Below are 21,438 nucleotides of genomic sequence, written 5' to 3' on the forward strand. Positions count from 1 at the left end.
CGCCATAGTAGAAGGTTACAATGCCTCTTATGATTTTTTGTAAATAGCCCAATATTAGAGCCTTACATGTCTAAACTCGCTGCTTTTGATGAACTTTTACAACAATATAAAACATTTAATTATCACGACAATCCAGTGCTTGCCCAACGTTTGCAAGATGTACAAACATGGCTAAAAGAACGGATGAAAGAGACGCATCACGACTTTTTTAATTTGCCAGAACACAAACTGATGGCTCAGTACTTTTTAAACCGTTTATATGGTGGACCAGAGTTCGATGCACTTGCAGCACAAATTGAACGTTTATTGAAATATGCACATAAAGCAGAAAAGGTTTTACCTGAAAACGCAATTAAGACAGGTACAAAGTCGGTAAGTTTGGCTGTACTTGCCACTCAACTTGATGAACAAGTAGCAATGCAGCTTCTTGAAGACTATCCGGCAGATACCGTACTTACCGACGAGATCATGCGCTTAACCTTAATCAAGCTTGATCAGGCTGAAGCCCGTTACCAACAGCTTGCCCTTCTTGACGATTTAGGAGCAGCACTCGATAAATACATGCGTTCATTTATGATGTTTACTGCTTTTAAAATGTGTAAAGGTATTGCACAAAAATATCACTTCGAATTGATGTATGATTTTATTCAAGATGGTTTTAGCGCAATGAAACCTTTAAAATCGGCTGAGGTCTTTATTAAAACTTTTACGGAAAAAGAACGCCAGATTGTTGAAAAAGTACATTCAGGACATCCGAATCCGTTTAGAGTGTGATAAGGTCGGCACATAGAAAAAACTCAACCTCACGAAGTTGAGATTTTATTCATTATATTTGCATGATGATGCCTGTAAAAATAGACAAAATCTGTCATCATGCAGAACTTATTCCGTTTCACTTGAGTTTGAGTCTAGGAGAGACAATATGTCTAACGAAAACCAAAAGCCAACATCTCCAACTGAGCAGGCACAAAGTTCAGACAAAGTTAGCCCATTCCTAAGCTCACCTTTACCGCAAGGTACACCTCAAGGGCAACAACAATCTTTACAGCAAACCTTAACAGATACACCTGTTAGCGGTTCTGTGCCGAAATACAATTTACCACGTGGTGCAGGCAACACTGGCAACGTTGGTGAAACAACACACTTTGGTTATTCAACAGTTCGAACTGAAGATAAAGCACAAAAAGTTGCTGAAGTTTTCCACTCGGTTGCAAGCAAATATGACCTTATGAATGACTTGATGTCATTTGGTATTCACCGTTTATGGAAACGCTTTGCAATTAACATGTCTGGTGTTCGCCGTGGCCAACACGTGTTAGACATTGCTGGTGGTACAGGCGACTTAGCAAAAGTATTTAGCCGTGAAGTTGGCCCGCAGGGTCATGTGGTACTTTCAGACATTAACGAATCTATGCTCAATGTTGGCCGTGATCGTCTAATTGATGCAGGCTGTACCAATGTCGATTTTGTACTTGCCAATGCTGAAACTTTAGAACCTTTTGCAGACAACAGCTTTGACCTTGTCACCATTAGCTTTGGTTTACGTAACGTGACAGACAAAGACGCAGCGCTTGCTTCTATGTTCCGTGTGCTTAAGCCAGGTGGTCGTTTACTTGTTCTTGAGTTTTCTAAACCAGTATTTGAGCCATTCTCAAAACTTTATGACCTCTACTCATTCACTGCTTTACCGATTATGGGTAAATTGGTTGCCAATGACTCAGAAAGTTATAAGTACTTGGCTGAATCAATTCGTATGCACCCAGACCAACGTACCTTAAAAGGTATGATGGAAAATGCTGGCTTCCAGAACTGTGACTATCACAACCTGACTGGCGGTATTGTTGCTGTTCACCGCGGTTTTAAACTGTAAGGGATAACGATATGTGGTCGATTCTGGCACTCGGTGCAGTCGAACGTATCATTCATCATCTGATCGATCTGGATGCATTAACCCGCACTCAGCTCAATCAGCTACAGGGCAAAATGTTGCGTGTTATCATCGATAGCCCGCAACTTTCTGTTGATGTATTCTTTGACCAAGAAAAAGTACGTCTTGAACCTACCGTTACAGGGCACAGTGAAAAGCCATCTATTTTTGAGCAGCGCCCTTTTGATCCACAATTTAAAATTTCTGAAGCCACTGCAACTTTGCATGTCAAAGATGTCGTTGAACTGATCAAATTATTATTAAGCGATCCAGACCAGATTGGTAATATCCCGCTTCAAGGTGATTATCACCTCTTACAGGATATTCAAAAAATTATGCAGCAAGCTGAACCTGATTTAGCTGCGCATCTATCAAAATGGGTTGGTCCTCAACTCGCTCACGAAATCGGTAAGATCCAACTTGCACCAAAACATTTAAAACGCTCTCTTCAAAGTCATCTATTTTTTGCTGAAGATGCCTTAAAAGAAGACAGCGGTTTATTTGCCCCACGTTGGGAAATGGACGATTTAAATCAGGCTACGCGTAAGCTCAATCAAGACATTGATCGTCTAGAAGCTAAATTGCAGCAGCTCAATGCACAACTACAACCCACTCAAGACTAGGTAAGACTTTATATGATTCCGCACGTTTCACGTTTACTCGAACTTTGGCGTATTGCAGCGCACTATAGACTCGATACGTTGTTCCCTGCGGATGAATTACCTGTTAAAGCTAAGCATGCATTGAACATTATAAAAATGCATCCGGCAGCATGGTCTAGTCGTGAACGCAAAAATCCTTTAAAGCTTAAAGAAGCTTTAGAAGATATGGGGCCGCTTGCAATTAAGCTTGGACAACTCCTGTCAACCCGTCGTGATTTGATTCCACCTGAAATACTCGCCCAACTGGTTTTACTTCAAGATCAAGTCAAACCTTTTGATGGAGAAGTTGCCAAACAACGTATTCAAGATTCTTTAAAAGCAGATGTAAATACACTGTTTGCCCGCTTTGATGATCAACCACTTGCAGCAGCCTCAATTGCACAAGTCCATACAGCGGCGCTACATGATGGACGTGAAGTTGTTGTTAAAGTTACTCGTCCAGACATTCGTAGCCAGATTTTACAAGACTTTGAAATTCTGGCTTGGCTAGGCAACACCTTAGAAAGTCGTCTTGAAGCTGCCCGTGCATTACATTTATCTGAAATTATTCAAGACTACCGCCAAATCATTTTAAATGAGCTGGACTTAAGTATTGAAGCAGATAACACCCGTCGTATGCGTCATTACTTCACTGGTTCAACCATGATGTATGTGCCAGAAGTCTACATGGACACCAAAGATGTCATGGTGGCTGAGCGTATTACTGGTGTCCCTATTTCAGATACGGCAACCTTTGACCGTTTAGGTATGGACCGCGCACAACTTGCAGAAAAAGGGTTAACCATTTTCTTTACGCAAGTATTCCGCGATAACTTTTTCCATGCCGACATGCACCCCGGCAATGTCTTTGTAGAAACCATCAACCCAAGCAATCCACGCTTTATTGCACTGGACTGTGCAATTATGGGTGAGCTTTCTAAGCACGACCAAATGACGGTTGCCCGCATGTTGCTTGCTGTCATGAACAGCAACTTTATGCAGCTCATTCAAATTGTGCATCAAGCTGGCTGGATTCCACCGGGTACAGACCAAGACGCGTTAGCACGTGAAATGCGCCGTACTGTTGGACCAATGGTGTCTAAACCAATGGATCAACTTGATTTTGCGGGTATCTTAATTCAAGTGATGGATATTGCCCGTCGCTTCCATTTAGAAATCCCGCCACAGCTCATGCTACTACTCAAAACTTTAGTGCATGTAGAAGGCCTAGGTACGGACCTTTATCCGCAGCTCGACATCTGGAAATTGGCAAAACCAATTTTGACAGAATGGGTCAAATCTAATATGAACCCAGTCAAAAATGTAAAAGAGCTTGGTCAGCAATTACCAGACCTGCTTTTAGGCGCTCAAGATTTCCCAAGTTTAATTATTGATAGCTTAAATGGTTTAAAAAATCAGTCTGCTTGGCAAGATCGTCAGTTACGTGAAATTCAACAGCTTCGTTTACAAATGGAACACCAACAACGTCGTAGCTGGATGTTTGGCAGTACTATGCTAATTTTGCTAACTATTGCGATTATTAGCCCTTGGTTTGTATCTATTATTTTGATTGTGTTGAGCAGCTTATTAGCGCTTTGGCGTGTATTGAAATAACTTCCAAGTCCCTTGCCCATGCAAGGGATTTTTTTATGGGTAAAACTTATAATTTAAAAAAATATAGATCGATTATCCGTTCATTGCTAAATTTAGTTTTATGAATGTTTGAAAAGAACAAACAATGAAAACACCTCATTTTGCCATTATTGGTGCAGGCACGGCAGGTTTAGCCACTGCGATTTTGCTCGCCCGTGAAGGCAACCACGTTACTATTTTTGAACAAGTTGATGAGTTATCTCCGGTAGGTGCAGGTTTACTGCTACAACCTGCGGGCTTAGCCGTATTTGAGCACTTAGGTGTGCTCGACAAAGCCCTAACCTTAGGTGCGAAAGTCACAGGCTTAGAAGGACAACTTCCAGACAAGCGTCTTTTAGTTAACAGTCACTATCGCGAAGCATCAACAAATCTTTATGGTCTAGGTATACACCGAGCCACTTTGTGTCACGTTCTCACTCAAAAACTTAACGAGTATTCAAGCCAGATTACTTGGTGCATGAATCATTCCGTTGAAAGTTTTGTAGAACATAACGATGAAGTTCGGATATTCGGCAGTCATCAAAACCAAAAGTTTGATGCTTGCTTTGATGGCCTACTCATTGCCAATGGTGCTCGTAGTCAATTACGCCCTAAAGCATGGGTAAAAGTTGACAAAGCTTATCCTTGGGGGGCTGCATGGAGTATCGTGCCCGAGTGCCAAGTCCTCGATTCTGAAATTCTGCATCAATTTTATGATCGCTCGAAAATTATGATGGGAATTCTTCCTACGGGAGCGATTCCAACCGAACCTCAACAGCGCCTTTCAAGTGTTTTTTGGAGCTTACCTACGCCACAATTACAAAGTTTTTTGCAAGATGAGCAGGCTAAACAAGCTTGGTTAAAGCAAGTCTCAGAACGTTGGCCCAAAGTTGCAGAGTGGCTCAAAGAAATTTTGTATAACAGTCAAACTCAGCCCAAATGGTTATCTGCGAACTACCGTGATGTCGTCATGACTCAATTTGGTCAAAGTCGAATTGGAGTAATTGGAGATGCAGCTCATGCGATGAGTCCTCAGTTAGGACAAGGGGCCAATATGGCTTTATTAGATGCTTGGGCTTTTTCTCAATCATTGCGACAAGCTCAAAAAAACCAGAATATTGATTGGTCCCTGCTCTGGCAGCATTATCACCAGCTTCGCGGTTCATCTACCCAGTTTTATCAATTTCTTAGTCGCTTACTAACACCACTTTATCAATCTGACCATTGGTGGGCGGGAGGTTTAAGAGATTTAGTTTTCCCTTGGATGTATCAAATCCCGTATTTTCGAAAAGAAATGGCCATCACAATTTCAGGTTTAAAGACAGGGCCATTCCGCCATCTTGAATATGATCAGGTTGCTCAACTACCTAAAGAAAGCAAAGAAAGCAGTGCGTTTCATTTAAAAAATGAATCTCTGACTGATTTTTAAAAGTAGCCGAGCACAAGCTACTCATTACACAGGGAGAGACAAAAAGGACAAAGAATTTTTCCGCAAAGTGGCGTTGATGCCGTACACTATACACGCTATTTTTTAGCATCTGATTGATATCAATTTATAGTTCATATTTCTTTGGTGATTCCTCATGAATAACACGCAATGGCTCGATGAAGTAAAATTTAACGAACAAGGTCTTATCCCTGCCATTGCTCAACATCATCAAACCGGACGTATTTTGATGGTGGCGTGGATGAACCGTGAATCACTCGCACTCACAGCAGAAAAAAATCAGGCTGTGTATTTCTCCCGTTCTCGCCAAAAACTTTGGCACAAGGGTGAAGAATCAGGTCATTTCCAAACGGTATATGAAATTCGTCTGGACTGCGATGGCGACGTGATTGTATTACAGGTTGAGCAACATGGCGGTATCGCATGTCATACAGGTCGTGAGTCTTGTTTCTACCGTAAACTCACCCCACAGGGCTGGGAAATTGTCGATGCACAGTTAAAAGACCCTACTGCAATTTATGGCGACAAAGCCAAAGCTGAAAGTCACGATCATGCTCATACTACTGAACAAGTGGATGTACTTGCTCACTTAGGGCAATTGATGCAAGAGCGTAAGCAAGCAGAAGCAGACACTTCATATGTTGCAAGCCTCTACAAAAAAGGCATCAATAAAATTTTAGAAAAAGTCGGCGAAGAAGGCGTAGAAACCATTATTGCTGCGAAAGACTACGCTGCTCAAAATACAGAAAGCAATTTAAATGACTTGATTTATGAAACTGCCGATTTGTGGTTCCATAGTATTGTCATGTTGGGTTATTTCGATCTTAATCCACAACTTATTATTGACGAGTTAGGTCGTCGTCAGGGTTTATCTGGTTTAGTTGAAAAAGCTAACCGCAATAAGGTTTAAAATCACTCAGTGTCGAATATCGAAAAACCTAAAGCCACCTATGAGCAAGCAATTGCCATAGATAACGCACGTCTTGGGCAATCATTTAAAGTGATTGCCTATGCGGGCACAGGTAAAACTACTACGTTGCAAATGATTAGTGATGCCATGCCTGAACGGCGTGGTATGTATTTGGCTTTTAACAAAGCCATTGCTGGTGAAGCTCAAAACAAATTTCATCGCAATGTAGACTGCCGTACTTTTCACTCACTCGCCTTTCGCAGTGTGCCACGTGGCGTAACTGATAAATTACGTTTACCTCGCTTAAGCCCAAGCTTTATTGCAAAAGAATATCGACTAGAACCGATTACCTTACGTCGAATGATGGGTGGACGTTATGAAAAATACGTCTTAATGCCAAGTCGCCTCGCAAGCCTTGTCGCCAATGCGGTGAGCTATTTCTGTTCGACCAGTTCTCAATATCCAGCTCCTCGACATATTCAGGCGCCAAACTGGTTACATCCAGACGATATTACTGCACTTCAAACTCACCTTTACCCGGCAGTAGAACGCCGCTGGTTAGAGTCCATCGACCCAAACCATCAAGCGGGAATTGGTCACGATATTTACCTCAAACTTTGGGCATTATCTGAGCCTAATATTCCGGCCGATTATGTCTTATTTGATGAAGCACAAGATGCTGACCCTTTAATGCTGGGTATTTTGCTTCGTCAAAAAAGTACTCAGGTTATTTATGTAGGCGATGCACATCAGCAAATCTACGCGTGGCGCGGTGCAGTAAATGCCATGCAACAGCTGCCTTTGCCAGAGTCTCGCTTAACGACCTCTTTTCGTTTTGGAGAGGCAATTGCCGATGTCGCCAATGCGTTGTTAGGTGGCTTAAATGAGACAGTTCCTTTGCTTGGTAACCCGAACCAGAAATCAAGTGTAGTCAATAAACCGCATACAAAAATGCGTGATGCGATTTTGTGTCGTACCAATGCTCGCGCAATGGAGCTGTTATTGGCAGGCTTAGTTCACGGCGATAAAGTGAGTTTGCAAGCTGACCATCAAAAACTAAACCGTTTTGTAGATGCTGCAAGCCTCTTAAAGCAAGGAAAACGAGTTACTGACGTTCCTGAGTTGGCATGGTTTAACTCATGGCATGATGTTCATGAGTACTGCGAAACCAATGAAGGAAGCGATATTAAACCATTGGTTAAACTGGTAGATGATCACGGCACTGACCCATTAAAAAAAGCACTTGCAAAGATTACTCCCCTTGAGCAAGCTGACTATGTCATCTCGACTGCGCATAAAGCGAAAGGGCTAGAATGGAACCGTGTCCATATTGAAGACGACTATCAATTTAAAATTAATGGATTAGAGCATAAGATTACAGATGAAGAGTTAAGATTACTGTACGTGGCCTGTACTCGTGCTAAAGTAAGTCTAAATATCCATCATCTTTATGATCTGATACAACAATTAAAACTAAGGGCGCCTTTAAGTCTTCGTCAGTCGGTTGGTTGAAGCGCTCATAATTAGGTGAGCCTATGAAACTTGAATCTATCCAATTTAAACATATTGCTCTGTTTCATGACCTAAAAATACAGTTTCAATATGACAAACAACCGATTACTTTAATTTTGGGTGAGCAAGCAACTGGCAAAAGTATGCTACTCAAGCATATTTATCATGCTTTAACATGGTTTCCTGCGCGCCTTAAAGATGCACGCACCCCAGGCATTGTCATGCCAGATCAGGACATTAGCCATTCTCGTTTGCAGTCTAAAATAGAAGTCAGCATCCAGATTCCACCGGAATTTGGACAGCTCCCTGAAACCACTTCAACCCAGCAAACCGACACATCTCTTTGTAGCTGGAAACTGTTCAAGACCTTAAATTCAAGTGGTGTAGGGATTAGTCAAGTCGAAACCCAGCAGCTCGATCAAACCATTACCCTTTATCATCAAGTCACAAGAAAAGACCCACTTCAAGGTCTTCCCTTACTCGCTTATTATCCGTCAGAGCGGTTTGTTAACGATATAAATTTACTGAATAAAAATTTACCGGGTATTACCCAGTCTATTTCTGCTTATGACATTAGCTTCATTCCGTTTACCACTTTCGCCCGCTTTTTTGAGTGGTTACGTGAAATTAGTGATATTGAAAATGCGCAAGCGGCTCATGTTGTGCAGCGAATTATTTCGAAACAATCCAATTCACAAGATCAAGAAGAAATTTTACGTCAGCTACAACTTGAATTGGCAGGACATCCTAAACAGCTTCCTTCACCTAATTTGTACGCATTAAAATCGGCGTTAAAGATTATTTTTCCTGAGCTTGAAGACTTTTATTTGCAATATCACCCAAAACTTCAACTTATGGCACATTACAAGGGTGAAGTCTTGGCCTTTCAACAACTTTCCAACACCACTAAAACATGGATTGCACTCGTAGGCGATGTGGTTCGCAGGCTTTGTTTGCTCAATCCGTTGAGCTTAGACCCTTGTCTTGAAGGTGAAGGCATTTTGTTAATTGACCAGATCGATTCACAACTAGATGCAGCACATTGCTCAGAAATTTTAAATCGTCTTCATCGCGCATTCCCACGCTTACAAATTATTGTGACCGGAAGCCGTGAAGAATTACTTGAACATGCAGCCGCATATCAATGTTTTAAATTAGAGCATGGAAAAATCAGTCCACTTGATTTAAATACTACTCAGCAGCAACTCGAACATCTTTACACGTTATTACAACGAGATGAAGCGTTAACGCCGCATATAGATCCCCTACCGCTTGATACCGAGCCAGCAACAGCTCAAATTGATAGTTTGTACCAACAAATCCAAAATCTAAGTGAACAGCAAAAAAATGAATTATTACGTATGATTCATGCTGGAGACACCTCGGAAGAAACCTCCTCTCTTTAAAATTTATTATCCATTTCGCTCAATTTTTATAATAAAACCGAATTCGCTAAATATATGATGAAATCTGGTTTTTTGAGCGGAAAAATCACTAGATGTTGTTACCACATGTAATAACATCAGATTTTTAATGATTTTTTAGTGTACAATAAATTTCATTTTGCGTTTTTATTATTCAAGTTGCGCAATACAACTTGTTTCTCGCTTTATTTTTCTAATTTGGTCGGGTTTTCAGAATATAAGCTTTGGAAATCTCTTTGAATTCCTATCTATTCTGAAATGAAAATTTCACCTTTAGGCTTCGGTCTAAATTATATATGGATACGAGTGTGCTACCGATAATTATCTTATTACCGTTAATATTAGGCACCACCCTTGTTTCATTGCTTCAACGGTTTTCACGTGGAGTAACGGCTTTAGGGGCGATCGGAGTCAGTTTAACCAGTTTTGGTTTATTACTGACTCAGGCTAAAACTGTGCTTGGTGGTGCAAGCATTCAACAAAGTTGGGATTGGTTACCACAATTAGGAATTAATCTGAGCTTTAGACTTGATGCCCTTGGTTTATTATTTTCTCTTCTTATTACCGGTATCGGTACACTCATTTATATTTATGCCTATTATTATCTAGGCCCTAAAAATTCATTAAGTAAATTATATTTATTACTCATGCTGTTTATGGCAGCAATGCTCGGTATTTCCCTCTCTAACAATTTAATTATTTTATTAGTCTTTTGGGAACTTACCAGTATTTCATCCTTCCTATTAGTCGGTTACTGGAGTCATTACGAAGCTGCTCAACGTGGCTCGCGTATGGCACTTACCATTACAGGTATGGGTGGACTCGCCATGCTAGGTGGATTTGTCTTATTAGGACAAATCACAGGAACCTACGAAATTAATGATATTGTCGGAATGAAAGACCTCATTCAAAGTCACTATCTGTTTGTTCCGACGCTTTTGCTTATTTTACTGGGTGCATTTACTAAAAGTGCTCAGTTCCCGTTCCATTTTTGGTTACCCAATGCAATGGCAGCGCCCACTCCCGTGTCGGCCTATTTGCACTCTGCCACCATGGTAAAAGCTGGGATTTTCTTATTAGCTCGTCTTGCACCTATTTTCATTGGCGCTGCGCTTTATCACAACATTGTCACGTTTGTCGGCCTATTTACACTTTGTATGGCCGCATGCTTCGCAATTTTTAAAGAAGATCTAAAAGGGCTACTAGCCTATTCTACAATTAGTCATTTAGGTCTTATCGTTTGCCTGCTTGGTATTGGTTCACCTTTAGCTGTTGCTGCGGCAATTTTCCATATTATCAACCACGCCACCTTTAAAGCTGCCCTGTTTATGATTGCCGGGATCATTGACCATGAAACAGGTACACGTGACCTTAGAAAGTTAAGTGGGATTTGGCAACTATTACCGTTTACCGCAACACTGACTATGATTACAGCGGCATCCATGGCAGGTGTTCCTCTCACTAATGGCTTTATTTCTAAAGAAATGTTCTTTACCGAGCTATTAGCGAGCCTTTCAGGATCAACTGTTATCTTTGCCAGTATTATTGCGACGCTTGCCGGTATTTTTGCAGTCAGTTATTCAATTCGCTTAGTACACGGCGTATTTTTTGATGGCCCCGTAGGTAAACAAGTTCCAAATAAAAATGCCCACGAGCCACCTATCGGCATGCGAGCACCAGCTATATTTCTTGCGACACTATGTATTTTGGTCGGTATTTTCCCTGCCCTACTGGTCGAGCCTCTAGTTAACAGTGTGACACGTGCAAGTCTTATGCAACCTGATTTTGCAGGTACTCATCTTGCAATTTGGCATGGATTTAATGCGCCATTAATCATGAGTATTATTGCTCTGGTTGGCGGTACGCTTTTCTATTTTGCCCTAGCAAAAGATGGCATGATTCGTAAGATCGACCTTGACCCACGTTTAGGGCGCTTACAAGGCCGTATTTTATTTGACTTATTCTTAAAGCATTTATTATTAACAAGCCGGAAAATTAAACAAAAAACCGAAAATGGTTCTTTGCAAAGTTACCTGTTCTTAATCATTGCTTTTAGCATCGTCATGGTTACTCTGCCTTTGTTCAATCAGGGCATTACCACAGGTACACGTGAGCTGACTCACGCACCATGGATTGCAGTAGTTCTTTGGCTGACCTTATTCTCAGGTTGCTGGATGATGCTTTGGTTCCACCATGAACGTATCAAGGCTGTACTCATTAGTGGTGCAATTGGTCTTGTGGTTACCATGGTATTTGTCACCATGTCGGCACCTGACTTAGCACTCACTCAAATTACGGTAGATGTAGTTACGACTGTTCTGTTGTTGATGAGCTTATCGTTACTCCCCCAACTTACGCCATATGAATCTCGTCGCTCAAGACGTTGGAGAGATGCTGCGTTAGCAATTATTGGCGGTTTAGGAATTGGTTGGATTACATGGCTTATTTTAACGCGTGATCATAATTCGATTTCATGGTTCTTTGCTCAGCAATCCTTACCACTTGGCGGCGGTTCAAACATTGTAAATGTTATTTTGGTGGACTTCCGTGGCTTTGATACCTTTGGTGAAATTACAGTACTAGGCATTGCTGCGATTGGTGCACTATGTCTCATGGATGGCATGCGCGTACATGGCACCACCATGACACAAGGCCTCACCTACCGCTTTAACCCATCTCCGCTTATGTTCCGTATTACGGCCTCTTGGGTGTTACCTTTAGCATTGGTCGTAAGTGTCTATATCTTTATGCGTGGGCACAACTACCCGGGTGGTGGCTTTATTGCAGGTCTAATTACCTCAATGGCACTGATTATTCAGTACATTGCTTTAGGTCAAGATCAAGCAGAACAAATGTTAAAAGCACAATCCGGCCGTCTTTACGAAATCTGGATTGGCTCCGGATTAACAATTGCTGGCCTTACTGGCATTGCCGCATGGTTCTGGGCACGCCCATTCTTAACCAGTGCGCACGTCTATGTTGAATTACCAGTTTTAGGTAAGTTGCATCTGGCTTCAGCAGCGAGCTTTGATCTGGGTGTGTATATCACCGTAGTAGGCGCTACCATGCTACTCATTTCTGTATTAGGGGACTCTCGCCACTCGAGTATGTCTGGTCCTGTACCTCATGGGGAGAAATCATCATGATCAGTTTAGAATTCTTACTGGCCTCTGCCATTGGGCTACTTGTTGCGACAGGCATTTATCTAATTTTACGTGCGCGTACCTTCCCTGTTGTGTTGGGCTTAGCAGTGCTGGGCTATGCGGTTAACTTATTTTTGTTTGCGATGGGTCGCTTGCAAGTCAGCTCACCAGCCATCCTAACCGAAACCACCAATATTACAGATCCACTTCCACAAGCACTTGTTTTAACAGCAATCGTAATCGGTTTTGCTACTACTGCTTTTATTGTGCAACTTGCATTACGTAGCCGTTATGAATCCGGTAGTGACCATGTTGATGCTAAAGAAGATATTTCTCCAACATACGACCCACGTGAGGATGAGCCGTGATGTTTGATTTTTTATCTTTTTGGCAAGCTAATACACCAATTTTCAGTATCCTCATCCCGGCATTTACTGGTTTTATCTTATTGCTTCTAGGTAACCCTGGCGCTGGTGCATTAAAAGAAGATTGGCGACAACCTTGGCGCCGTGGCATTAGTTTGATCTCAGCAATAGCTGGGTTAATCACTGCTGTTAGTTATCTGCTTGTTGCAAACACTGGCCAAATTACGGTTTATCAGTTGAGCGAGTGGTCAGCTCCCTTTGGTATTGTGCTGGTACTCGACCGCCTTTCAGCTTTTATGCTAGTTTTAACTTATGCCTTAGCAGTTCCGGTTTTATGGTATGCCAGTGAAAACTGGGATACGAGAGGTCGCTATTTCCACGCCATATTCCATTTTCTTTTAATGGGGCTATGTGGCGCATTTCTCACAGGCGACTTATTTAACCTGTTCGTTTTCTTTGAAATCTTGCTCATGGCATCCTACGTCCTCTTATTACATGGACAAGGAAAACCGAGATTTCAGCTTGGTGTGCATTACGTCATTATCAACCTTTTAGCCTCTGCCCTGTTCTTAATTGGTCTTGGCATGATCTATGGCAGTGTAGGTAGCCTCAATATGGCTGACGTTTCACGTTTGCTACCGACTTTAGATGCAGATCAACATAAATTAGCAGTTGCAGGTGCCTTACTATTATTTGTCGTGTTTGGTATTAAAGCGGCCATGCTACCAGTTGGTTTTTGGCTACCAAAAACTTATGCCGTGGCAAGTACACCTGTCGCAGCAATTTTTACCATTATGACCAAAGTGGGGATCTATGCCATTTTGCGTGTCAATGGAACTGTATTTAATGATGTACTCAGCCAAGAAATCTTTAAAAGCTGGTTGCTTCCAATTGGTTTAGTGACTTCTTTATATGGCGTGATTGGCGCAATTGGTGCAGATCGCCTCAGACGTTTTGTTGGCTTTATGGTGCTGTCTTCAATTGGTACTTTATTGATTGCAATTGCCATGTCAAACACGCAAGCGTGGTCTGGAGCATTATTCTATTTAGTCCATAGTACATTGATTGGTGCAGCATTTTACCTGTTCTGTGGCTGGATGACTTCACAGCGCGGTGATTTTAAAGACCATTTAAAGATTGCACCGAGAATTAAACAAGAAAAAGCAGCCATGCTGACTTATTTCCTGATTGCCATGATGCTCGCAGGCTTACCACCTTTTAGTGGCTTCTTTGGGAAAGTATTTATTTTGCAGGCTACTGTTGAAACTGCATATCAAGGCTGGGTTATTGGTATTGTTCTTTTGGTGAGTTTATTAAGTATTATTGCATTAACACGTGTCGGCTTTATTTTATTCTGGCGTGCATCACCACCAGAAGAAGACCCGATCAATCCTGCTTATATTATTTATCGTGCTTTACCTGAAAAAGCACCGCCACGTAACGATACAGTCATCTATATCTTGCTTGCCGGTTTAGTGGCTTATGTAGCATTTGCTTCACCTGTATTGCACTACACCACAAATACCGCTCAGCAAATTCAAGATCATGCCCTGTATCAGCAATCTATTCTTAAAACTGATCAAAATGGCGAAGTTATTAGTGTTCAGCCATATGACTCAACTTATTTACCAGAAACAAAATATGGTGGTGAAGTTGAAGATCATAATGCCTATCTTATTCCTGACATTATTTCGAAAGATACTTTCAACGGTGAGCATATTTCTGAATATAAACACCGCCAAATTCAGCAGCAAGAAAAATTGCAAACCCCAACCATTGCTGATGAAAGTCAACTGAAACCTATGGAGCCATAACAATGCAGCTATCTAAATTGCTTGACCGCTGGTTTCCGCATCCATTTGTTTCTTTTTTGATTATCATCTTCTGGTTAATGCTCGCGCATAGTCTTGATGCGAGCGACCTGCTTATGGCTGTAATTTTGGGGCTTGTTATTCCTCGTCTAGTTCGTCCTTTTATTACCAGAACCCCGCATATCCATTGGAAACCTGCCATAAAACTGTGTTTTGTTGTCTTGTGGGATATTATTGTTTCCAATTTTCGGGTTGCTAAACTGGTATTAGGGTCACCGAAAAAATTACATCCTAAATGGTACCGTGTTCCATTAGAAACAGAACATGAACAAGTAAACTCTTTACTGGCAATGATTATTACCACAACGCCTGGCACGGTCTCTGCCGGTATTGATCAAGAGCGTGGTGATATTTTGGTCCACTCTCTTAGCACAGAAAATACTGAAAGTGATGTGCAAGACATCAAACAACGCTATGAGGCTCCACTCATGGAAATTTTTGATGTGAAAAGCAAATCGGAGGACAACGCATGACCATCCTACCTTATGCTCTTGGCATTAGCTTGATTGCTATCACAATCTCTATGTTGCTTTGCCTTTTTCGAATGGTGATGGGACCATCTATTGTCGACCGCCTACTAGCGCTTGATACCCTATTTTTAAATGCGACCTGTCTCATTATTGTGTTAGGCATTTATTGGACAACCACCTCTTTATTCGAAGGGGCGTTGTTAGTCGCTATGCTAGGGTTTGTTTCAACGGCTGCTTTAGCTCGTTATTTTACAACCGGTCATGTAATCGATTAGGGGAAGGTCAAAATGCAAATTACAATGGAAATTATTGTTTCGATCTTTCTGGTTTTCGGTGCTTTTTTTATGTTAGTCGGATCTATCGGTATGGTACGTCTACCCGATTTATTCATGCGACTACATGCACCTACCAAGTCGAGTACATTAGGCTTAGGTAGCTTTTTAATTGCTTCAATGATCTTTTTTGCTTTTCAAGGCCGATTTGGCTTTGCCGAGTTACTTATTACATTGTTGGCTTTTATTACTGCACCTGTATCAGCCAACTTAATTGCTCAAGCCGCGCTACATTTACGTTTACGCTCATTGAGTGGTGAAGTTCCTGAAGCTATTGAACGTCCTCTACCGTGGGATCGTTATAAAATTGGGCAACGTTTTTCACAAAACACCCCCCCCATGGAACCTCCTCAAGAATAAAAACTTGAACACATAAAAAAGCCACCCCAAGGTGGCTTTTTTATTTTGAGTTTTCATTACTCTTCGTCATCTGACTCACGTTTCGGTAAATCTTGTACCGCTTTTTCGATAAGACCAAACATATAGTTACCATATGCATTAGTTTTATCGTAATGGAAACGCAAGCGAGGCGTGATGCGCGTTTTAATACGACGACTCAACTCCTGACGTAAAAAACCAGATGCTTTATTCAAAATATCTAGTGTTTCACGGTGAGCCACTTCGTTTTGGTCATCGCTTAATTCACGACCCATCACGGTCACATAGACATCGGCATAACCTAAGTCCGGACTGACTTTAACGCCTGAGATGGTCACAAGACCACCCAGACGCGGATCTTTCAACTCCTGACGGATAAGTTCAGAAAGCTCGCGCTGTACTGAATCCGCCATTCGCTTTAAGCGTTGTCCACCCGCCATTAAAGACTCCGTTTAACCATTTGAACATCATAAACCTCAATCTTATCAAGAGGTTTGATGTCGTTATAACCTTTCACGGCAAGACCACATTCCATACCGGCACGAACTTCATCAACGACATCTTTGTAACGACGTAATGATTCAAGTTCACCTTGGAAAATCACAACATCATCACGTAAGACACGGATTGGCTTGTTACGGTGAATCACGCCTTCCATAACCATACAGCCCGCAGCAGCACCAAACTTACTAGAACGGAACACTTCACGTACTTGAGCAACACCCAAGATAGTTTCACGGTGTTCAGGAGCAAGTTTACCGCTCATGGCATCTTTTACATCATCAATCAATTCATAGATGATGCTGTAGTAACGAATATCGATACCGTCTTGGTCACTCTTCTGACGAGCAGCTGTATCAGCACGAACGTTGAAGCCTAACAATACAGCTTCTGAAGACTCGGCAAGAATTACGTCAGACTCAGTGATCGCACCAACACCAGAACTAATTACGCGAACTTTTACTTCATCAGTAGAGAGTTCATGTAATGCAGCATTCAATGCTTCTAAAGTACCACGAACATCTGTTCTTAAAACAACGTTCACTGTAGGAACGTCTTTTTTGCCCATAGATGCCATGATGTTTTCAAGACGCATTGCACTTTGACGTTCGATACGTTTTTCACGTTCACGGTCTGCACGAGCATCAGCAACTTCACGTGCCTTCTTCTCGTCATTTACGACAAGAACTTCATCACCCGCCATTGGAGCTTCTGGTAGACCCAAAATTTCCACTGGAATAGATGGTCCTGCTGACTTAATCGGCTTACCGTTTTCATCAGACATCGCACGAACACGGCCATATGATGAACCAGCAAGAACAAGGTCACCAATATTTAATGTACCGTTTTGAACAAGAATCGAAGTTACTGCACCACGGCCTTTATCCACACGTGCTTCAATAACAACACCTTGTGCAGCACCTTCAGCAGATGCTTTTAATTCCATCAATTCAGATTGAATCAAAATTAAATCAAGGAGTTCATCAATACCTTGGCCAGTATGTGCTGAAACCTTAGCAACCGGAACATCACCGCCCCATTCTTCTGGAACGATTTCTTTGGTTGTTAATTCATTTAACACACGGTCTGGATCAGCAGATTCTTTATCCATTTTGTTGATAGCAACAATAATTGGAGTTCCTGCTGCACGTGCATGGTCAATCGCTTCTGCAGTTTGCGGCATTACACCGTCATCTGCTGCAACAACCAATACCACGATATCCGTTGCTTTAGCACCACGTGCACGCATTGAAGTAAATGCTGCATGTCCCGGTGTATCAAGGAATGTAATAATCCCTTTGTCTGTTTCAACGTGATATGCACCAATGTGCTGGGTAATACCACCTGCTTCACCTGCCGCCACTTTAGAACGACGGATACGGTCAAGCAATGATGTTTTACCATGGTCAACGTGACCCATGATTGTAACAACTGGAGGACGAGTAGTTTGTTCACCACGTGCTTCTTCAGCTGCTTCAAGTAAGTTATCTTCTGCTTGTGTATCAGAAACTAGAACAGGGTTATGACCCATTTCTTCTACAACAAGTGCAGCTGTATCTTGGTCAATTGTCTGGTTCTGGTTAACCAATTCACCCATTTTCATAAGTGTCTTGATAACTTCACGTACTTTAATCGCCATCTTTTGAGCAAGATCGGCAACAACAATGCTTGAACCGATTTCTACATCATAGACTTGCTTTTTAACTGGCTTTTCAAAACCATGCTTGTTCGCTTGGCTTGATTTTAAACCACGTTTGTTATGGTTAACGAAGCTTTGCTCTTCTTGACCACGACGACCGCCTTTCTTACCAGCGCGAGGGTTAGTTGTAGCACCACCACGTTTAATTTCACGGTCTTCTTGATTAAATGAATCTTCATAAGCTTGGCCAACAAGACCTGAAGCAAGAGGAGAATCATCAATCACACGAATAGTTGCAGTAGCATCATCATTTGAATATTTAGATGCCATCTTACGCATTTGTTCAAGCGTACGCTGCTGAGCTTCCTCAGCCGCTTTACGACGTGCAGCTTCTTCAGTTGCTTTCAACTGAGCTGTTTGTGCTTCACGCGCTTTCTTTTGCTCTAATGTTTCTGCTGGTTTTGGTGCAGGTTTTACTGTACCACCACCACGTTTTTTCACTACAACAGCAGCTTTAGGAGCTGACTGTGCAGCGCTATCTTGTTGATGAGCAGCACGCATTGCATCTAAAGTTGCTTTTGCTTTTTGCTCTGTTTGAAGACGCGCTTTTTGCTCTGCAGCTTCACGCGCTTGTTGTTCTGCACGCGCTTTAGCTTCTGCTGCAATTTGTTCTGGGTTTGGTTTAGCAAAAACCTGTTTTTTACGTACTTCTACGTTAATAGTTTTTGCTTTACCCGAAGTACTTGCAACTTTAGCGGTACTGGTTGTTTTACGTTTCAACGCAATTTTTCCTGTGTTACCACTTTCCTGACCATGCACCTTTTTCAAATAATTGACTAAGGTATCCTGTTGTTCAGTGGTAATAATGTCGTCTGCTGTACGTTGAGGCAAACCTGCTTCACGAGCCTGTTCTAGGAGCTTCTCAACAGGACGTCCTACGCTGAGAGCTAACTCTTTAATCGACTTGTCCGTCATATTTCATCTCCTAGTTAAACCATGATTCGCGAGCTTTCATGATCAATTGACCTGCTTTTTCATGACCAAGACCTTCAATATCAGAGATATCGTCAGTTGCTTGATCTGCCAAATCATCAACAGTAATAATACCGCGAGCGGCTAGCGAGTAAGCGATCTCAGAGGTCATGCCTTCCATATTGAGAAGGTCTGCACTCGGTTCTTGAATATTTTCTTGCTGTTTCAATGCATCAGTTAATGCAGCTTCTTTTGCACGACTTTGCAATAACTCAACTAACTCAGCGTCAAGTTCAATTTCGTCAAAAGTTTCAGCTGGCACATAAGCAATCTCTTCTAAAGAAGTGAAGCCCATCTCTACTAACGCCATTGCCAAGTCTTCTTCAATATCTAAACGTGATACGAACATGTCGAGATATTGCTGAGCTTCATTCTGCTGACGAGCACGATACTCTTCTTCAAGCATCATGTCGAGTTTGTAGCCAGTTAAATCAGAAGCTAAACGAACATTTTGACCTTGCGAACCAATCGCACGTGCCAATTGATCGTTGGTAGCAAAAATAATGTCTGCACTTTTTGCATCTTCATCAAGCACAATGCCTGATACATCAGCTGGTTCTAATGCACTTGCGATGTATTGAGCTGGATCATCAGACCAAACTACAACATCAATACGCTCACCATTTAACTCTTGCTGTACCGCTTGGATACGTGTTCCACGCATACCAATACATGCACCAACAGGGTCAATACGGTGGTCGTTCGTTTTTACTGCGATTTTCGCACGAACACCTGGTTGACGCGCCGCAGCTTTAATTTCAATAATTTCTTCAGAAATTTCAGGAATTTCTTTCTTCATCAAAGCAATAAGCATTTCAGGCTTAGCGCGTGATAATAGAAGCTGAGCACCACGGCCTTCACGGTTTACACTATATAAAATAGCATTTACACGTTGTTTTGGACGAAGAATCTCTTTAGGAATCATTTCTTCACGAGCTAAATAAGCTTCAGCATTGTCACCTAAGTCAATGATGAAACCATCTTTAGTTTGCTTTTTCACTTCACCGTAAATTAGCTCGCCAACTTTTGATTCATAAGCATCAGCAACTAATGCACGCTCTGCTTCACGAATTTTTTGTACGATAACCTGTTTCGCAATCTGCGCAGCGATACGACCGAACTCAATCGATTCTACTTCAAGCTCACGAACGTCGCCAATTGACCATTTTGCAGGATCAACATCAGAAATTGCGTCTTGGCATGCTGGCATTTCATGATCTTCATCTGCCACAACAGTCCATTGACGGAATGTACGGTAATCACCAGTTCTACGATCAATTTCTACACGAAGCTGAGCTTCTTCAGAATTGGTACCCTCGTAAAATTTTTTCTTCGTTGCAGCAACTAGAGCTTGTTCTAAAGCTTCGAAGATCGCTTCACGACTAACACCTTTTTCATTACTAACCGTTTCAACAACGGTAAGAATTTCGCGGCCCATAAGTCACCTACCGATTTCTTATATAATTTAAATAAATTTAATCTTGATAGATCAAGTTTGCTTTATCGATATTGTTGCTGTCGATATCAAGCACATGCTTTCCTTCAACTTCAACCTGAATCTCTTCATTTTCAAGGTCTACAGCAAGGAGTTTTGCTTGAAATTTACGACGATTTTCTACTGCAGCAATCAAACGCAAAGCAACCTGTTGTCCAATGTAGCCTTGCAACTGTTCGAGTTGAAAAAATGGGCGATCCCAACCTGGTGAAGAAACTTCTAATGCATATTCACCTGAAATCGGATCATGGACATCCAGCATTGCGCCGACCTGTTGTGTAACACGAACACAATCTTCTACACCAATACCGCGGCCTTGCTCTACTTCACCATCTTCATTAATCACTGGTTCAGCATTTTCATCAACCGGTCTATCGATATAAATACGCAATAATGAACGCTTACCTTGTGGAAGGAATTCAATTCCCCAAAGGTCGACACCACATGCCTCCACTGCTGGAGCAATCATGTCATACAATGCTTGGGATTTATTTGATAATTTCATTTACTCTCGTCATTCTCGTGCGATTCAATCGGTTGTTTTAACCGACACAGACTTACTATAGTGAAGCATGACTATTTGACCAATTGATGTCGACACTACACGATAGCGATACGATAACCAATAAAAAAGGGCGTTAATCGCCCCTATATAGCACAGAAAACAATAGTCCACTGTGCAAAAAGGCCCACCTTGTCTGTGAGCCTCTTTAAGAAAC

General features: G+C 41.8%; 18 protein-coding genes. 14 read left to right on the forward strand and 4 right to left on the reverse strand.

Annotated elements, in window-relative coordinates; translation table 11 throughout:
- Nucleotides 1-66 precede the first annotated feature (66 nt).
- From R5R67_RS01205 to R5R67_RS01270, 14 genes are all read left to right on the forward strand, one after another.
- Nucleotides 67-774, forward strand: a complete 708-nt coding sequence (locus R5R67_RS01205; RefSeq protein ID WP_000039802.1) for an FFLEELY motif protein — start codon at nucleotides 67-69, stop codon at nucleotides 772-774.
- Between the two features lie 148 nt (nucleotides 775-922).
- Entirely contained in the window at nucleotides 923-1,870 is a 948-nt protein-coding gene (ubiE, locus tag R5R67_RS01210; RefSeq protein WP_000064213.1) for a bifunctional demethylmenaquinone methyltransferase/2-methoxy-6-polyprenyl-1,4-benzoquinol methylase UbiE, read from the forward strand.
- Between the two features lie 11 nt (nucleotides 1,871-1,881).
- On the forward strand, nucleotides 1,882-2,550 hold the full coding sequence (locus R5R67_RS01215) for an SCP2 domain-containing protein (protein ID WP_000269711.1): 669 nt from the start codon (nucleotides 1,882-1,884) through the stop codon (nucleotides 2,548-2,550).
- Nucleotides 2,551-2,562: 12 nt separating this feature from the next.
- Nucleotides 2,563-4,182, forward strand: coding sequence for an ABC1 kinase family protein (locus R5R67_RS01220; RefSeq protein WP_000612218.1), 1,620 nt, complete (start codon nucleotides 2,563-2,565; stop codon nucleotides 4,180-4,182).
- Nucleotides 4,183-4,306: 124 nt separating this feature from the next.
- Nucleotides 4,307-5,629, forward strand: a complete 1,323-nt coding sequence (locus R5R67_RS01225; RefSeq protein WP_000856571.1) for an FAD-dependent oxidoreductase — start codon at nucleotides 4,307-4,309, stop codon at nucleotides 5,627-5,629.
- A gap of 154 nt (nucleotides 5,630-5,783) precedes the next feature.
- Entirely contained in the window at nucleotides 5,784-6,557 is a 774-nt protein-coding gene (gene hisIE / locus R5R67_RS01230) for a bifunctional phosphoribosyl-AMP cyclohydrolase/phosphoribosyl-ATP diphosphatase HisIE (protein WP_001066569.1), read from the forward strand.
- Between the two features lie 9 nt (nucleotides 6,558-6,566).
- Entirely contained in the window at nucleotides 6,567-8,069 is a 1,503-nt protein-coding gene (locus R5R67_RS01235) for a UvrD-helicase domain-containing protein (RefSeq protein WP_000065138.1), read from the forward strand.
- A gap of 23 nt (nucleotides 8,070-8,092) precedes the next feature.
- Complete coding sequence (locus R5R67_RS01240) at nucleotides 8,093-9,475, forward strand: AAA family ATPase (RefSeq protein ID WP_000764522.1); 1,383 nt, start codon at nucleotides 8,093-8,095, stop codon at nucleotides 9,473-9,475.
- Between the two features lie 314 nt (nucleotides 9,476-9,789).
- Nucleotides 9,790-12,639: a monovalent cation/H+ antiporter subunit A gene (locus R5R67_RS01245; RefSeq protein WP_000381584.1), complete on the forward strand. Its 2,850-nt coding sequence runs from the start codon at nucleotides 9,790-9,792 to the stop codon at nucleotides 12,637-12,639.
- Nucleotides 12,636-13,004 (forward strand): Na+/H+ antiporter subunit C, encoded by a 369-nt coding sequence (locus R5R67_RS01250; protein WP_000624229.1) that lies wholly within the window; start codon nucleotides 12,636-12,638, stop codon nucleotides 13,002-13,004. Before R5R67_RS01245 ends, R5R67_RS01250 begins: the two co-directional genes overlap by 4 nt.
- A complete protein-coding gene (locus tag R5R67_RS01255) occupies nucleotides 13,004-14,815 on the forward strand; it encodes a monovalent cation/H+ antiporter subunit D (RefSeq protein ID WP_000459271.1) in 1,812 nt (603 codons plus the stop codon). The genes R5R67_RS01250 and R5R67_RS01255 overlap by 1 nt, the downstream gene beginning before the upstream one ends.
- A 2-nt stretch (nucleotides 14,816-14,817) precedes the next feature.
- A complete protein-coding gene (locus tag R5R67_RS01260; RefSeq protein ID WP_001177205.1) occupies nucleotides 14,818-15,345 on the forward strand; it encodes a Na+/H+ antiporter subunit E in 528 nt (175 codons plus the stop codon).
- On the forward strand, nucleotides 15,342-15,617 hold the full coding sequence (locus R5R67_RS01265) for a monovalent cation/H+ antiporter subunit F (protein ID WP_000154076.1): 276 nt from the start codon (nucleotides 15,342-15,344) through the stop codon (nucleotides 15,615-15,617). Before R5R67_RS01260 ends, R5R67_RS01265 begins: the two co-directional genes overlap by 4 nt.
- A gap of 12 nt (nucleotides 15,618-15,629) precedes the next feature.
- A complete protein-coding gene (locus tag R5R67_RS01270; RefSeq protein WP_001167535.1) occupies nucleotides 15,630-16,034 on the forward strand; it encodes a Na+/H+ antiporter subunit G in 405 nt (134 codons plus the stop codon).
- 56 nt (nucleotides 16,035-16,090) lie between these two features.
- On the opposite strand, the gene R5R67_RS01275 is transcribed toward R5R67_RS01270, so the two are convergent.
- From R5R67_RS01275 to rimP, 4 genes are read right to left on the reverse strand one after another with little or no spacing between them, the layout of a single operon-like run.
- On the reverse strand, nucleotides 16,091-16,492 hold the full coding sequence (locus R5R67_RS01275) for a ribosome-binding factor A (RefSeq protein ID WP_000897046.1): 402 nt from the start codon (nucleotides 16,490-16,492) through the stop codon (nucleotides 16,091-16,093).
- A complete protein-coding gene (gene infB / locus R5R67_RS01280; RefSeq protein WP_017725194.1) occupies nucleotides 16,492-19,167 on the reverse strand; it encodes a translation initiation factor IF-2 in 2,676 nt (891 codons plus the stop codon). The genes R5R67_RS01275 and infB overlap by 1 nt, the downstream gene beginning before the upstream one ends.
- 10 nt (nucleotides 19,168-19,177) lie before the next feature.
- Nucleotides 19,178-20,662, reverse strand: a complete 1,485-nt coding sequence (gene nusA, locus R5R67_RS01285) for a transcription termination factor NusA (RefSeq protein WP_000532248.1) — start codon at nucleotides 20,660-20,662, stop codon at nucleotides 19,178-19,180.
- A gap of 37 nt (nucleotides 20,663-20,699) precedes the next feature.
- A complete protein-coding gene (gene rimP / locus R5R67_RS01290) occupies nucleotides 20,700-21,224 on the reverse strand; it encodes a ribosome maturation factor RimP (RefSeq protein WP_000777730.1) in 525 nt (174 codons plus the stop codon).
- Nucleotides 21,225-21,438: the final 214 nt, after the last annotated feature.

The organism is Acinetobacter sp. OYA S30, from assembly GCF_033599315.1.
GTDB classification, from domain to species: domain Bacteria; phylum Pseudomonadota; class Gammaproteobacteria; order Pseudomonadales; family Moraxellaceae; genus Acinetobacter; species Acinetobacter baumannii.